Below are 16,824 nucleotides of genomic sequence, written 5' to 3'. Positions count from 1 at the left end.
GGTATTATTGATCCATATTTAATTTTGACGCTGATTTACTGATTCGCAATGCGAAGACGTGGATTATCGCGGATTTTACCTTAGCTAAAAAATACAATCTGTTTTTATCCGCGTTTTTGCGTAGCAAATCCGTTTTATCCGCGTTCTATGTTTTCTAATTTAATCTAGAAAAACCCGACAAGTTTCAAAAACCTGTCGGGTCTAAATAGATTGAACAAGATTTTTTAGTAAGGAAGTTTATCGGCGAAAGCCACAATATCTTCTTTAATATTTTGCAAATAATCAATGTCATCAAAGCCATTAACCATATTGTTTTTTTTGTATCCGTTAATCGCAAAAGATTCTTGTTGACCAGTTGCCAATAAAGTAATCGTTTGGTTTGGTAAGTTGATTTCTAGTTCTGTTTTGGGATCTACTTCGATTGCTTTGAAAATTATATCAGCAAATTCAGGACTCACCTGAACTGGTAAAACGCCAATGTTCAGACAGTTTCCTTTGAAGATATCTGCAAAGAAACTTGAAACTACAGCTCTAAAACCGTAATCATAAACTGCCCACGCAGCATGTTCTCTTGAAGATCCTGAACCGAAGTTTTTTCCTCCAACAAGGATTTTTCCGCTATAAGTTGAATCGTTTAAAACGAAATCAGCTTTTGGAGAATCATCTCCGTTATATCTCCAGTCTCTGAAAAGATTGTCTCCAAAACCCTCACGTTTTGTAGCTTTCAGGAAACGAGCAGGGATGATTTGATCTGTATCTACGTTCTCAATTGGTAGTGGCACAGCACTACTGGTAAGTGTATTAAATTTATCGTATGCCATTTTAATTTTAGATTTTTGGATTTTAGATTTTAGATTTTAGATTTTCTGAAAATGAGAATCGATGTTTAAATCTAAAAGCAATTTTATTGAATTTTTGAAATTGTTATTGCAATTGTCATTGACTAGAACAGCTCCCTCGGGTCTGTTAGTTTTCCTGTTACAGCAGCAGCGGCAGCCATAATTGGGCTTGCTAATAAAGTTCTTGAACCAGGACCCTGACGACCTTCAAAGTTTCGGTTTGATGTACTTACCGCATATTTTCCGGCTGGAACTTTATCATCGTTCATTGCTAAACAAGCTGAACAACCCGGCTGACGTAATACAAAACCAGCTTCCGTCAAAATATCCAATAAACCTTCTTCTTTAATCTGAGCTTCAACAACGTGAGAACCCGGAACTAACCAAGCGGTAACATTATCTGCTTTTTTTCTTCCCTTTACAATTTCTGTAAAAGCTCTAAAATCTTCAATACGCCCGTTTGTACAACTTCCTAAGAAAACATAATCAATTGGTTTTCCAATCATCACATCGTCTTCTTCAAAGCCCATATAGGCTAAAGATTTTTTATATGTTTCCGCACCACCTTCAACTTGATTGGCGTTCGGAATATGTTTTGAGATACCAATTCCCATTCCCGGGTTAGTACCATATGTAATCATTGGTTCAATGTCAGCAGCTTTGATGTTTAATTCAGCATCAAAAACAGCATCATCATCCGTTTTTAAAGTTTTCCAATATGCAACCGCTTTATCCCAAGCTTCGCCTTTTGGAGCGTATAATCTACCTTCAAGGAAATCAAACGTTTTTTGGTCAGGCGCGATCATTCCACCACGAGCACCCATTTCGATACTTAGGTTACAAACGGTCATACGACCTTCCATAGACATATTTTCAAAAACATCTCCGGCGTATTCAACAAAATAACCTGTTCCTCCAGAAGTAGTTAACTGAGCAATAATATAAAGTGCAACGTCTTTTGGACCCACACCTTTGCTCAATTCACCGTTTACGTTAATACGCATTTTCTTTGGTTTTGGCTGCATGATACATTGTGTAGAAAGTACCATTTCAACCTCAGAAGTTCCAATACCAAAAGCAATAGCTCCAAAGGCACCGTGAGTAGACGTGTGAGAATCTCCACAAACAATAGTCGCACCTGGCAAAGTAATTCCGTTTTCAGGACCAACTACGTGTACAATTCCATTTTTAATGTGACCTAATCCCCAGTGCGAAATTCCGTATTCGGCAGCATTATCTTCAAGCGCTTTAAGCTGATTGGCAGATAAAGCATCTTCAACTGGTAAATGTTGGTTTATAGTTGGTGTATTGTGATCTGCAGTTGCAAAAGTACGTTCAGGATATAAAACCTTAACGTCTCTGGCTTTTAATCCTAGAAAAGCAACAGGACTCGTAACTTCATGAATGAAATGACGGTCAATAAAAAACACATCTGGTCCATCTTCAATTTTACGCACTACATGTGAATCCCATACTTTGTCAAATAATGTCTTACTCATTTTTATTTTTTTTAATTGTAATTTCTAACCACAGCAATTTCCTGCTCATTGTAATAGAAAAACAAAATTAGAAAAAGATATAAGGTCGTCAATTTCAATATTTCATTATATACGATACCCAAACTAAAATACAAATTGCGAATGGCTTTTTTGTAATTGAATTTGATTGTAGAATGAATATAAATTGATTTTACTTTTCTTTTTAGGTTAATTTTGATTTAGTTGCTTTAATTTTTGATAGCTGGCAAATTTATTTCGAAATAATCACAAAATAAGCGTTTATAGTAAAAAATATATAACAAAAATAACAATAATAGTAATAATTGTCATGTTTGAATTTGTTTTTCAGATTTTAAAATTATAGATAAAAAGCCCTTTTTTTAGATATTAGAACAAGATTTAAAGGGAGATTTTATGCGTTTTTTTAATTGAAATACTACGACATCCAAGTAGATGATTTTTATGAAATTTAATGAATTTTAAGATAAATATTGATTAGTTGATAAGAATGATTTTTATGAAATTTTACCATTTTCTTTCTCCAAAAAAAGCGTAAATTTGGACTTGCTCCATATTTTATTTGTTAATTTTTATAATCCATATAATCAAGGATTTACAACGATGAGAATTGGAATTTGGAATTTATAAAATTGTCTTTTCATAAAACTTATGTATTTAATATTCGATACCGAAACAACCGGATTACCAAAACGTTGGGACGCTCCAATAACCGATTCTGATAACTGGCCTCGCTGTATTCAGATCGCGTGGCAATTGCATGACGAAATGGGAACGCTTATAGAACATCAGGATTATTTGGTTAAACCTGACGGATTTAATATTCCGTATGATGCAGAACGTATTCACGGAATTTCGACTGAATTGGCTGAAGCCGATGGAATCACGTTGGCCGAAGTTTTGGAAAAATTCAATATTGCTTTAAGCAAAACCAAGTTTATCGTTGGTCAGAATTTAGGTTTCGACGTTAATATTATGGGAGCTGAATTCCATAGAATGGGAGTTGATTCTCAAATGGGTTCTATGCCGGTTTTGGATACTTGTACCGAGGTTACGGCTTCATTATTAAAACTTCCGGGAGGTCGTGGAGGAAGATTCAAATTACCAACATTAACCGAATTACACGAATATCTTTTTAATAAACCTTTCGCAGAAGCGCACAACGCAACTGCCGATGTTGAGGCAACTACGCGTTGTTTCTTAGAATTAATAAGAAGAGAAGTTTTTACCAAAGAAGAACTGGATGTTCCAAAAGATTACTTCAAGGAATTCCAAAATAGAAATCCACAGGAATTTCCGTTAATTGGTTTAAAACACATCAACTTAAAGGCGGCTTCTGATAAAATCAGAGAGCAGTTAAAAGCGTTAGAATCTGTTGGTAAAGAAACAACAGTTTCGCATTCTGACAGAGAAGATTTTAAATCTGCAAAATACGCGCATTTACACAATCATACACAGTTCTCAGTTTTACAATCAACCATAGGAATTGCAAATATTGTTGCGGCTACAGCCAAAAACGGAATGCCGGCCGTTGCCATGACGGATACAGGAAATATGATGGGGGCTTTTCACTTTGTGAGCGCCGTTATGAATCACAATAAAGCGGCATCTGCAAAAAACAAAGCTTTGGTTGAAGCGGGCGAAGAGCCAACAGAAACCGAAATGAAACCTATTGTGGGTTGCGAATTTAATGTTTGCGACAATCACCTTGATAAAACTAAAAAAGACAACGGAAATCAGGTTGTTTTATTGGCCAAGAATAAAAAAGGATATCACAATCTGGCAAAAATGTCGTCGATTGCCTTTACAGAAGGATTTTATTATGTTCCGAGAATTGATCGAAAAATTGTCGAACAATATAAAGAAGACATCATGGTTTTGTCCGGGAATTTATACGGAGAAATCCAGAGTAAAATCCTGAACGTTGGTGAAAACCAGGCAGAAGAAGCTTTGATTTGGTGGAAACAACAATTTGGTGATGACTTTTATTTAGAGGTTATGCGCCACAATCAGGAAGACGAAAATCGTGTTAATAAAACCCTAATTGAATTTTCGCAAAAACACAACGTCAAATTAATTGCGACAAACAACACCTATTATTTAAATAAAGAAGATGCCAATGCTCACGATATTTTATTGTGTGTAAAAGATGGTGAAAAACAAGCTACGCCAATTGGTCGTGGTCGAGGATATCGTTACGGATTACCCAATCAGGAATACTATTATAAGTCATCAGAAGAGATGAAAAAACTCTTTGCTGATTTGCCTGAGGCGATTATCAACATTCAGGAAATTGTCGATAAGGTCGAGATTTACTCGCTTTACCGAGATGTATTACTTCCTAAATTTGATATTCCGCAGGAGTTTGTAGTGGTTGAAGACGAAGCTGATGGCGGCGTTCGAGGTGAGAATAAATATTTGCGTCACCTTACAATGGTGGGCGCAGAAAAGCGATATGGAGTAATTACAGAATCGATTCAGGAACGTTTAGATTTTGAGTTATTAACGATTTCGAATTCCGGATATCCGGGTTACTTTTTGATTGTTCAGGATTTCATCGCCGAAGCCAGAAATATGGATGTTTCTGTTGGTCCCGGTCGTGGATCTGCGGCGGGTTCTGCCGTTGCATATTGTTTAGGAATTACCAATATTGACCCTATTAAGTACGATTTGCTTTTTGAGCGTTTCCTGAATCCGGATCGTGTATCCATGCCCGATATTGATATCGACTTTGATGATGAGGGTCGTGGTCGTGTAATGGATTATGTAATCAACAAATACGGAAAAAATCAGGTTGCGCAAATTATCACTTACGGTAAAATGGCAACTAAATCAGCGATTCGTGATACGGCGCGTGTATTGGATTTACCATTGTTTGAAGCCGATAGAATTGCAAAACTGATTCCGGCAATGATGCCATCAAAATGGAATTTGGCGCGTTTTATTTCTGAAAACGAAGACGAGGTTAAAAAAGCCCTTCGTTCTGATGAATTTGATAATGTAAAAGAATTGATCGCCATTGCCAATGAAGATGATTTGGCTGGAGAAACCATTCAACAGGCAAAAATCCTTGAAGGATCAATGCGAAATACCGGAATTCACGCCTGTGGGGTAATCATTACGCCATCTGATATTACGAATTTCGTTCCCGTAACCACAGCCAAAGATTCTGATTTATATGTAACGCAGTTTGATAACTCGGTTGCAGAAAGTGCAGGATTGCTGAAGATGGACTTCTTGGGTCTGAAGACCCTTACTTTGATAAAAGATACCGTTAAACTTGTAAAATACAGAAACGGAATTGATTTAGATCCGGATACTTTCCCGATTGATGATGTTGAAACATATGCACTCTTTCAAAGAGGAGAAACAGTTGGAATCTTCCAATACGAGTCACCCGGAATGCAGAAATACATGAAGGATCTGAAACCAACGGTTTTTGGAGATTTAATTGCCATGAACGCCTTGTATCGTCCGGGACCTTTGGAATATATTCCTTCTTTCGTTCGAAGAAAAAATGGCGAAGAGGAAATCAAATACGATTTAGATGCCTGTGAGGAATATTTAGGAGAAACCTACGGAATTACGGTTTATCAGGAACAGGTAATGCTTTTGTCACAATCGCTGGCTGACTTTACAAAAGGTGAGGCCGACGTTTTGCGTAAAGCGATGGGTAAGAAACAAAAGGACGTTCTGGATAAAATGAAGCCTAAATTTGTTGAACAAGCTGCAAAAAAAGGTCATGATGCAAAAGTTCTGGAGAAAATCTGGAAAGACTGGGAAGCATTTGCGAGTTACGCCTTTAACAAATCACACTCGACTTGTTATGCCTGGATTGCGTATCAAACCGCTTACTTAAAAGCACATTATCCTGCAGAATATATGGCAGCGGTACTTTCTAATAATATGAATGATATTAAACAAGTATCATTTTTTATGGAAGAATGCAAACGAATGGGATTGCAGGTTTTAGGACCAGATGTAAACGAGTCGTTTTATAAATTTACTGTAAATGATGAATATGCAGTACGTTTTGGGATGGGCGCTATTAAAGGAGTGGGTTCCGGAGCTGTGGCAACCATTGTAGAAAGCAGAAAAGACGGAAAATACAAATCGATTTTTGATTTGGCTAAACGTATTGATTTGCGTGCAGCCAATAAAAAAGCAATCGAAAACCTGGCTCTTGCCGGTGGTTTTGATTCCTTTGAAGGAACTACAAGGGCACAATATTTTCATGATGATGGCGACGGAATTACGTTTTATGAAAAAGCAATTCGTTACGGATCGAAGTTTCAGGAAAACGAAAATTCATCACAGGTAAGTTTGTTTGGAGAATCAAGTGAAGTCCAGATTGATGAACCGGTTGTGCCTCCGTGCGAAGATTGGAGCACGATGGAAAAACTAGCTAAAGAGAAGGAAGTAGTTGGAATTTATATTTCAGGACATCCTTTGGACGATTTTAGATTTGAAATGAAATATTTCTGTAATGCCCGATTAGAAGCCCTGAAAAGCATGAATGAATATGTGGGTAAAAATTTAAATTTTGCCGGAATTATTAATAATGTACAACATCGTGTTGCCAAAAACGGAAAAGGTTGGGCGGTATTTAATTTAGAAGGATATGATGAGAGCTTTGAGTTTAAGATTTTTGGTGAGGAATATTTAAAGTTCCGTCATTTTCTGATTCAAAATAATTTTGCGTTCCTGAAGATAGTTGTAAAAGATGGTTGGGTAAATCACGATACAGGTAAAAAGTCAGATCCAAGAATGCAATTTGTTGAAATAAGACAATTGCAGGATATTCTGGAAGCTTTTGCTAAAAAACTGGTTTTACTATTAAATATAGAAGATTTACAGACAGAGTTTATTCATAACCTGAGCCAATTGTTTAATGCAAATAAAGGAGATAACACCGTGACTTTTGAAATTATGGAGTTAGAAAAAACAAAACGTCTCGTTCAGGTTGAAACCGCTACTGATTTTGAGGAAGCTGATGACGCTGTTTTTGTAGACGAAAATGAAAGTGAAAATGAAGATGCTCCAGTCGAAGAAACTAAAATTCAGGAAGTCAATGAAGTGGAGGAAATTAAGGTGGTAACGAAATTAGCGATGCCAAGTCGCAGGTTAAAAATTAAAATTTCAACCGAGTTATTGATGGAATTAGAGAAAATGCAGATAAATTTTAAGCTAAATTAAAATTTAACAGTTAAAATTTAAAAGAATGCATTTTTTTTAAGTTAAAAATATGCATGCATAATACTTTTTTAGTAATATTGTGTAAAATTACAACGATTTCGTTACAAGTCTAATATTGCAAACTATAAGGATATGTTAAAATAATCTAAGTTTGTAAAAAATAATTAAAAAACAGAATTATGAAAAAGAACCTATTTTTACTAGGATTATTAGTTTGCTCTATGGCCACAATGGCGCAAACAGAAAAAGCAGATAAACCAGAGTCATGGTATTTTAAATTGGGTGGATCTTATTTTATTCAAACTGCTGCTACTGAATTTCCAACTGTAGGGGGAAATCTTCCTTTAGACAAAACTTATGTAGGAGGGAAATTAGTTTCTGAAGAAAGTGTTACAGGTTCTTTTGGAGAAGGTTTTAGAACTGGAATAACAGCTGGGTATAGATTTAATACTCGTTTAGGAGTTGAATTAGGTGTTAATTATTATAGTAGCAAGGATAAGACAATGGCACAAACTAAGTCAGATGTGCCTATCACTCCAGCTGGTGTGTATAGTTTCAAATCAGTTGGTCAAATTACTGCTTTTGATCTTGCTCCGGCTTTAGTATTGTTTTTAGGAGAGCATAAAGGTTTTGAACCATATACTAAAGTAGGTATTTTAGTTCCTATTCATGGAGATTTAGAAATCACTTCTGATGCTTACGCTCCAATTGCTTTTAATCCAACAACGGGTGCTCCGGTAGCTTTTGGAGATGTCCACAGTGTTGATAAAGTAAAACCAAATCCAACAGTTGGGTTTCTTGCTGCTTTAGGAACATCTTATAAATTAGGAAAAAATATTTCGGTTTTTGGTGAATTGGAATATCGTAATTTTACTGTACACGGAAAATCTAAAGAAACTACAGAATTTACAGTTAATGGTAATGATGCTTTAGCGACAAGAACAACTGCTCAGAGATATACCAATTATGTTGATCGTTTAGATGTTAATTCAAACAATCCTTTATTTAATCCAAATACAGCAACATCAGATACAAAAGATACAACAAGACCTAATGATAAAATGGACGAGTTAAGTTCTTACGTTGGGATTTCAGGTTTAGGTTTGACTTTAGGTCTTAAATACAGCCTATAATTTTAAGAAATTACACTTTATAAAAAGAGGATATTCATTTTGAATATCCTCTTTTTTTGTGTTCAATTTTGTCATTTCGAAGAATGAGAAATCACAGAGCCATATTAAGCTGGATCTATTAATGTGATTTCTTTATTGAAAAGACAAAATGTGTTGAATTATTATTTTTTTAAATCCCTAAACTCTTTTAAAACTTCATCAATAACCCAGGTTGTTCTTGCGGCTGAGGTTCCTTTTGATGGCGAAAAACCTTCTTTGCCTAAAAGCTCTTCAACCACAGTTGCTATAAAAGGCTGCTGAATATGTAGTGGATTTTCGATTGTAATAGTTTCTTTTTCTCCATTTGCATATTGAATTTCAATTGGATCATTTCCGAAAGTAGAGAAAGAAATTTTTCCCTTGTCGCCTACAATATCGGTATTGTCATAACGCTCAAAACTGGCAAAGTTCCATAAACCGGTTCCATGAATTCCGTTTTCAAATAAAAACGACATTGAAACGGAATCTTCAGCAGGGTAAGCAAGAAGTTGAGAACTCGCATGACCGCGAACTGATTTAATCGGACCAAAAACAAAATCAAGAAAATCTAAAGTATGACAAGCCAGATCAACAAAGATTCCGCCACCGGAAATATGAGGTAAAACCGTCCACGGCAAATTAATATCGTCATCATAACGTTCTTCAAACGGATGATATAAAACACAATTTACATGTCTTATTTTGCCTAATTTATTTTGATCTATAATTTCTTTTATTTTTAAGAATCTTGGTAAACTTCTTCTGTAATAGGCAACGAATAATGGAACATTGTTTTCTTTGCACACGCTGATCATTTCGTTACATTCTTCAAAATTTAAAGCCATAGGTTTCTCTACATACACCGGTTTTCCGGCTTTTGCACATAAAATAGTATATTCTTTATGAGAGGATGGTGGAGTGGCAATATAAACAGCATCAACTTCCGGATCGTTAATTAAGTCAATGGCGTTTGAGTACCATTTCGGCACATTATGACGTTTAGCATAATCTTCGGCAAGAGCAGCGTCTCTGCGCATTACCGCAACCAATGCTGAGTTAGGCGTTTTCTGAAAACCCGGACCACTTTTTACTTCTGTTACATTCCCACAACCTATAATTCCCCATTTAACAATTTTCATTTTTCTGGTTTTTTAGTTATTTCAAATTTAAAAAAGGTTTGCCACGAATTGCACTAATTTTCACAAATTATTTTCTTTTAAACTTGTTTTAAAAACAGCCACGAATTCATGAATTATCTTTTCACGCAGATTTAAAAAGATTTAAGCAGATGAACGCAGATTTTTTTTATAAATTAAATAAATCGGTTAAAACTGCGTGAAATAATTAGGTAGATTTTTAAAAAAAATAATTTGTGAAAATTAGTGTAATTTGTGGCGAAAAAAAACACACAGTTTAGAAAATTATTTTAATCTGTGGCAAAAAAACTATTGCAAAAAAAAGCCACGAACTCACAAAAATAATTCGTGAATTTGTGGCTAATAAATTAAAAGACTAAAATTTTACTTTTTAGGCAAAGCTTTAAATCCCATATTGTAAAGCGTGAACGCTTGAATGTCTACACTTTCCTGAATCATTGCAGCAACAGATTTTCCTGCTCCGTGACCCGCTTTTACATCAATACGAATTAAAACCGGATTGTCTCCCGTTTGTTTTTCTTGTAGTTCAGCAGCAAATTTAAAACTATGAGCAGGAACAACACGATCATCATGATCTCCCGTTGTAACCATAGTTGCAGGATATTTAACACCCTTTTTTACGTTTTGTACTGGAGAATATCCTTTCAGGTATTCAAACATTTCCTTATTATCCTGAGCAGTTCCGTAGTCAAAAGCCCAACCTGCACCAGCAGTAAAAGTGTGGTAACGTAACATATCCATTACACCAACAGCTGGTAACGCTACTTTCATTAAATCCGGACGTTGCGTCATAGTTGCACCAACTAATAAACCTCCGTTAGAACCTCCGCGAATCGCTAAGAAATCAGATGAAGTATATTTTTGAGCGATTAGATATTCACCAGCGGCAATAAAATCATCAAATACATTTTGTTTTTGCAATTTCGTTCCCGCATCATGCCATTTTTTACCATATTCACCACCACCTCTTAAATTGGCCACAGCATAAACTCCTCCATTTTCTAACCAGACAGCATTAGCAATACTAAAACTTGGTGTTAAACTAATATTGAATCCGCCGTAACCATAAAGTATTGTTGGATTTTTACCGTCTAATTTTGTTCCTTTTTTATACGTGATAATCATCGGGATTTTTGTTCCGTCTTTTGAAGTATAGAATACCTGTTTTGATTCGTAATCGTCACTTTTAAAATCAACAACAGGTTTTTGATACACTTCAGATTTACCTGATTTTGGTTCCAATGAATAAATAGATCCCGGAGTTGTATAATTGGTAAAGCTGTAATACAATGTTTTTTCGTGTTTTTTTCCTCCAAATCCAGTTGCAGTTCCTACTGCAGGAAGTTTGATTTCACGAATTAATTTTCCGCTGTAATCGTATTGTTGTACAAACGAAACTGCATCTTTTGTATAATTAGCAAAAAAGAATCCACCACCGGTTGAAGGGGATAAAATATCTTTAGTTTCCTTGATAAAGTCTTTCCAGTTTTCAGGTTTTGGATTACTTACGTCAACTGTAACCACACGTTTATTTGGTGCGTTTAAATCGGTTTCGATAAACAATTTTCCTCCTTCATTTTCAATCACCTGATTGTCGCTGTTAAAATTGTCTACAATTGTAACAATAGGACTATTGGGTTTTGTTAAATCTTTAATGTATAATTCATTTCCGTAAGTAGAATTAGCTGCTGAAATTACCAGATATTTATCATCTTCAGTAACATAACCGCCAATATATCTGCGTTTTTTATCTGCTCCAAAAATTACTTTATCTTCTTTTTGAGAAGTTCCAAGTTTATGAAAATACAGTTTGTGTTCATCTGTTTTAGCTGAAAGTTCACTTCCTTTTGGTTTTTCATAGCTTGAATAGTAAAACCCTTCATTTCCGTGCCATGCAATCCCACTAAACTTTACGTCAATCAATGTATCTTCTACGACTTTTTTAGACAAAGCATCAATAATGATTACTTTTCTCCAGTCGCTTCCGCCTTCAGAAATCGCATATGCAGCTTTGTTTCCGTCTTTAGAAAAATCCAAACCTCCAAGAGAAGTTGTTCCGTCTTTAGAGAAAGTATTAGGATCTAAAAAAACTTCTTCCTTACCATCAGCTCCTTTTCTATAAATAACCGATTGATTCTGAAGTCCATTGTTTTTAGAATAATAAGTAAATTTTCCTTCTACAGAAGGAGCGCTGATTTTTTCATAGTTCCATAATTTTTCCATGCGTTTTTTAAGTTCATCACGAAAAGGAATTTTATCTAAATAACCATAAGTAACTTCGTTTTGAGCCTTAACCCAAGCTCCTGTTTCAGCTGATTTGTCGTCTTCAAGCCAGCGATATGGATCACTTACTTTTGTATCAAAATAGACGTCAACTGTTTCGCCTTTTTTGGTTTGTGGATATTGAATCTTATTTTGTCCAAATGAAATTCCTGCAGTTGTGATTGCCATTAATAAAAATGTTTTTTTCATTGTTTAAGTTTAAACGGTTGTAACAAAAATAACAAATTATGTTGTGAAAAATAATTTAAACCATATAAGTATATAAGTTCATTTTAGTTTAGGTATGTCTTAAATTTGCTTATATAACTTATATGGTGTAAAAAATATTATAAGTTGAAATTAATTCCCAGAACGATGTTTCTTCCAATATTAGGAATACCATCTGTTTTTAATCTTGAAAGGTGAGCAATATATTTTTTATCGAATAAATTGTTTCCGTTCAGGTTTACATCAAATGCATGTTTGCCTAATTTTACCGTTCCTCCAAAACCTAAGTTTACCAAAGTATAACCATTAGAAGCCGTTTCAAAACCGCTAACATTATTTTGGTTTAAAGTTGATGAAACGTTTAAAGACGCATATCCCTCTTCAAACCAGTTTTTGATTTTAAATTCAGTTCTTAAAGTATTGTTCCAGTTGTTTGCAGGAATTAATGGCAAATAATCGTTGTTGTCTTTTTTACCCGTTACAGTTTCAAAACTGGTTTCAAAATGCAGCCAATCAAGCGGATGCGGGTGAAAGTGAAAACCAACTTCACCACCATATAATTTTGCATTATCCTGAGTATAAGCAAAAACATCATTGTCATCACGAGTTTCTCCAGTTGGCGAAGTGTAAATATAATTGTTGATATGATTGTAAAATCCGTTAATGAAAAACTCAAAATGCGTGTTTTTATATTCTAAATTCAAATCAGTCTGAACGTTTTGTTCCGTTTTCAAATCAGCATTTCCAATTTCGTAGCGATTCGTTCCTTCATGAACCCCGTTTGAAGTTAATTCAGCTAAGTTTGGAGCTCTAAAACCAGTTGCCACATTCAATCGAAGCGTTAAAGGTTCTGCAAGTTTCGTTTTATATCCTAATGAAGCATTAAAACTATCAAATGATTTGTCAAGAGGCAGAAAATAGCCCTCTTCACCTTCAGTTCCGTGTGCTTGTGAAGTGACATTTCTATTATCAAAACGCAATCCCGCTTGTACAACACTATTATTCCATTCGTAATTTGCTGTTCCAAAAACACCAAAATCATTAGTTGTAGCATCCGGAATTAAATATTCTTCTCCGGAATTTTTGTTCGTTTGATGCATTCCCTGTACGCCCAAAATCGTTTCAATTTTACCTAATTTAGGAAAATGATATTTAGCATTATAATTAAAAGTGTTCAGTTTCATGTGAAGCGATGCTTCGTTGCTGTCTTCAAATTCACTTCTATCGTTGGCAATATATCCCAAATCAACATCTAATTTCGAATTCTGAAAAAAGATAACATTGTTTAAACTCAATAAATGATTGAAAATTCCCTGTCTTGGAAATAATGTATTTTTGCTTGACGATTGTTCTGCAATTCCATCTTCCGGCATTCCAAGATCAAGTTTATTATAGTTATATCTTAAAACACTTGAAAAACTAGAGTTGCTGTATCCAATTCCAGTTTTAAAATCAGTTTCGTTGTAACGAGTATTAGTTACACGATCGCCATCGGCAATTTTATAATCAGAATGCGTGTTGAAACTTCCGCGTGCCAAAAATTTCCAATTATCAGTAGACGTTTTTAAGCCAATAGAAGAATTACTTCCTTGTGTATTCGTGAAATATTTTTGACTGAAATTCGCCTTAAAAGTGTTCGCATCAGCAAATTTTTCAGGATTAAAATATAAAACACCACCAAGAGCATCAGAACCATATAATAAAGAAGCAGGTCCTTTAATTACTTCAACACTTTCGATTCCGGCATCATTTAAACCTAAACCATGCTCGTCTCCAAACTGTTGGTTTTCAATACGAACGCCTTGAGAGTAAACCAAAACACGATTTCCGCTCAATCCACGAATTACAGGTTTCCCAATTGAAGTTCCGGTAGAAATCTGAGAAACTCCGGGAATCGTTGCCAAACCTTCAATTAAAGTCGAAGTTCCTTTTTGCTGTAAAGTTTTAATGCTTTCATGCTCCACCTTCATTACATTTTGCGATTGCAATTTGTTGAAAGGAGTGGAAACTACAACTTCATCCATTTCAAAAATAGACTCAGTTAAAGTGATGTCTAAAGTGTTTTCTTTTAATAGTTTAGAAATTGATTTACTTTGAGTTGTAAATCCAACAATAGTAAAAGTAAGTCGGAAACTTCCGTTAGGGAGATTCTTGAATTCATATTTTCCGTTTTCATCAGTTGTTGTTCCTTTATGCAATTCTGCTGCATAAACAGATACGTTTGCCAATGGTTGGTTTTCAAGATTTGTTACCGTTCCTGAAACGGTATTTTGAGCAGAAAGAATGCTCGAAAAGCCTAAAATTAAGGCAATTATTAATTTTTTCATTTGAAAAAGATGCTATAGTTAAATTGATTTTGTCCCATAAATCTAAAAACTAAAACAATAATAAAATTTGCCTATCCTGAAGGTTTCAAGATGGGGAAATTGTTATTTTTTTGAATTGGATTTAAAAAGAGATTTTGTTTTTTCGAATATATTCGAAATTATGAAACTATAGCTGCGGGCGGACCTCGTAATAAATACGGTCTTTCTGAAAGAGAAAATATTTTTTCTGAAAGAGAGAAAAAATAAGGAATTTCGATTGTATAATTGTGAAATTGAAAAGCAAATTCTTGAGGTACAATATAACTTCCAAACACAAAATGACAAACATAACACAACTCATAATCATGATGTTGATGCGTTATTTCACCACTTGGATCGTTATAATTGTGATGACATTGTTTTTCTGAAAGTTGCTTTACAATATGCTCATAACTGTGTATGGACTGAAACAGTATTGAGAACAATAATGTTAAAGCCAAAGAAACACTTAGTATGAGCTGTTTTCTTTTCATCCTGACAAAGGTATAAAAGATCAAAGTAAAATAGATTCATTTTTTCAATTCTGTTACTTATTTCCTGAAAAAAGTGCAATGAATGATTTTATTCGTCATCAAAATCAGAATAATTACGATCTAATTGCATCCTGAACTAGCATTATATTATATTTGTAAGTAAAATAAATCTACCCTAAAAAACGTTTACTTGAAAAACTCTTTAAAACCAAAATACGATATGCGATTACTTTTTAGTTGTTTGTTTTTAGTATCGTTTTTCAATTCTTTCGCACAAGAAGCTAAGCCGGAGATAGTGCCTATTGTAAAAATTGACTCCTTATATCGTGAGGATCAGTTTTATTTTTCGGTTACTTATAATCTTTTAGTTCAGGGACCAACGGGTTTAAAACAAGATAAGTTTTCTGCCGGACTTTCTGCCGGTTTTTTGCGTGATATGCCCATCAATAAATCCAGGACTATTGCAATAGCAGCAGGTTTAGGACTGAGTTACCAAAATTTTTATCAAAATTTGACCATTTCAAAAAGTCAGGACGGAGAGCAAATTTATGGAGTGAATAATTACAGTGAATTTGTTTCAAACAGATACAAACAATATTCTGTTGATGTTCCTGTCGAATTTAGATGGAGGAACTCAACGTTTGAAAGTTATAAGTTCTGGAGGATTTACAGTGGTGTAAAACTGAGTTATATTTTCTCAGACAAATCAATTTTGAAAGACGGAGAATCAACTTATAAAATCTCCAATAATAAGGATATCAACCAGTTTCAATACGGAGTATATATTTCGGCAGGTTATAATACCTGGAATGTTTACTGTTATTATGGTTTAAATGGTTTATTCGATAAATCGGTTAAAACCGTTTCAGGCGAAAGTATTGGCGTTAATGCAATGAATATTGGTGTGATTTTCTATATTTTATAGCCACAAATACAAAAATAGCAGTTGCGGAAATATTCCGATAAATGTCCCAATTACCAATTCGTTTGGTGAATGCGCTTCCATCTCTAATCGTGAAGACGCTACAACGCCAGTCATTAAAATTAAAAAAGCGGACCAATATGGATTTTGCATTTGAAGATGGATATTTAATCCAATTGCAAAAATCGTAAAACCGCTAATTGCCATCATATGCAAACTCGCTTTTATTTTAAACAAGGAGCAAACTAAGGCCAATATTGTACTAAACAAAGCACCCAGAAAAAAGAAATGCAACTCCGGATAACGAGTGATAACAATGCTTCTTTTTACCAACAAAATATATAAAAAACACTGTAAAATAAGCGGAATTTTGCGTTGATTAGTTTCATGAATCATTACAGATTTTACATGTCCCGTTGAACGAAGCAGCAAGAAAAACAATACCGGTACCAGAATCGTAATAATCAGGATTTGAAATAAAACATAATATTTTTCCTCATTCGTAAAAACTACATTTTTGCAAAAAAGATAAAATAATGCGGCATACATCGAGATAAAAATCGGATGTAATATATAAGAGAATAGAGGGAGGATTTTTTTCAAAACTGTGTGTTTAGTGGCGTTTAACAAATATAAACAAATAATGTTTTTTTGCTACGAATTACACAAATTAGCACAAATTTTGATGAGAGAACATTTTTGCCACAGATTAA

General features: G+C 34.5%; 10 protein-coding genes. 3 read left to right on the top strand and 7 right to left on the bottom strand.

Going from position 1 to position 16,824, the window contains the following annotated elements:
- Positions 1 to 224: 224 nt before the first annotated feature.
- Both leuD and leuC read right to left on the bottom strand, forming a co-directional pair.
- Positions 225 to 821 (bottom strand): 3-isopropylmalate dehydratase small subunit, encoded by a 597-nt coding sequence (gene leuD / locus KHA90_RS21485; protein WP_213306394.1) that lies wholly within the window; start codon positions 819 to 821, stop codon positions 225 to 227.
- A 122-nt stretch (positions 822 to 943) separates the two neighbouring features.
- Positions 944 to 2,338 (bottom strand): 3-isopropylmalate dehydratase large subunit, encoded by a 1,395-nt coding sequence (leuC, locus tag KHA90_RS21480; protein WP_213306391.1) that lies wholly within the window; start codon positions 2,336 to 2,338, stop codon positions 944 to 946.
- Between the two features lie 669 nt (positions 2,339 to 3,007).
- Here leuC and dnaE point away from each other — a divergent pair.
- Together dnaE and KHA90_RS21470 are read left to right on the top strand one after the other, a co-directional pair.
- The gene (gene dnaE / locus KHA90_RS21475) at positions 3,008 to 7,552 is read left to right on the top strand and encodes a DNA polymerase III subunit alpha (protein WP_213306388.1); all 4,545 of its coding nucleotides are present in this window, start codon (positions 3,008 to 3,010) and stop codon (positions 7,550 to 7,552) included.
- A 179-nt stretch (positions 7,553 to 7,731) separates the two neighbouring features.
- Positions 7,732 to 8,685, top strand: coding sequence for an outer membrane beta-barrel protein (locus KHA90_RS21470; RefSeq protein WP_213306385.1), 954 nt, complete (start codon positions 7,732 to 7,734; stop codon positions 8,683 to 8,685).
- A 161-nt stretch (positions 8,686 to 8,846) separates the two neighbouring features.
- Here KHA90_RS21470 and KHA90_RS21465 read toward each other — a convergent pair whose 3' ends face one another.
- From KHA90_RS21465 to KHA90_RS21450, 4 genes are all read right to left on the bottom strand, one after another.
- Positions 8,847 to 9,842 carry a Gfo/Idh/MocA family protein gene (locus KHA90_RS21465; protein WP_213306382.1) on the bottom strand — a complete coding sequence of 332 codons (996 nt, stop codon included), beginning with the start codon at positions 9,840 to 9,842 and terminating at the stop codon, positions 8,847 to 8,849.
- Between the two features lie 381 nt (positions 9,843 to 10,223).
- Positions 10,224 to 12,332, bottom strand: a complete 2,109-nt coding sequence (locus tag KHA90_RS21460; RefSeq protein ID WP_213306379.1) for a prolyl oligopeptidase family serine peptidase — start codon at positions 12,330 to 12,332, stop codon at positions 10,224 to 10,226.
- Between the two features lie 137 nt (positions 12,333 to 12,469).
- On the bottom strand, positions 12,470 to 14,677 hold the full coding sequence (locus KHA90_RS21455) for a TonB-dependent receptor (RefSeq protein ID WP_213306375.1): 2,208 nt from the start codon (positions 14,675 to 14,677) through the stop codon (positions 12,470 to 12,472).
- Between the two features lie 158 nt (positions 14,678 to 14,835).
- Positions 14,836 to 15,189: a hypothetical protein gene (locus tag KHA90_RS21450; protein WP_213306372.1), complete on the bottom strand. Its 354-nt coding sequence runs from the start codon at positions 15,187 to 15,189 to the stop codon at positions 14,836 to 14,838.
- A gap of 190 nt (positions 15,190 to 15,379) precedes the next feature.
- On the opposite strand from KHA90_RS21450, the gene KHA90_RS21445 reads away from it, so the two are divergent.
- Positions 15,380 to 16,114, top strand: a complete 735-nt coding sequence (locus tag KHA90_RS21445) for a porin family protein (RefSeq protein WP_317197411.1) — start codon at positions 15,380 to 15,382, stop codon at positions 16,112 to 16,114.
- Here the strand turns inward: KHA90_RS21445 and KHA90_RS21440 are convergent.
- Positions 16,109 to 16,714, bottom strand: coding sequence for a hypothetical protein (locus tag KHA90_RS21440; protein WP_244860503.1), 606 nt, complete (start codon positions 16,712 to 16,714; stop codon positions 16,109 to 16,111). The two genes, KHA90_RS21445 and KHA90_RS21440, sit on opposite strands and share 6 nt — an antisense overlap.
- Positions 16,715 to 16,824: the final 110 nt, after the last annotated feature.

The organism is Flavobacterium psychroterrae (assembly GCF_018380615.1).
GTDB classification, from domain to species: Bacteria; Bacteroidota; Bacteroidia; order Flavobacteriales; family Flavobacteriaceae; genus Flavobacterium; species Flavobacterium psychroterrae.
This window is presented reverse-complemented; position numbering and strand designations above follow the sequence as displayed.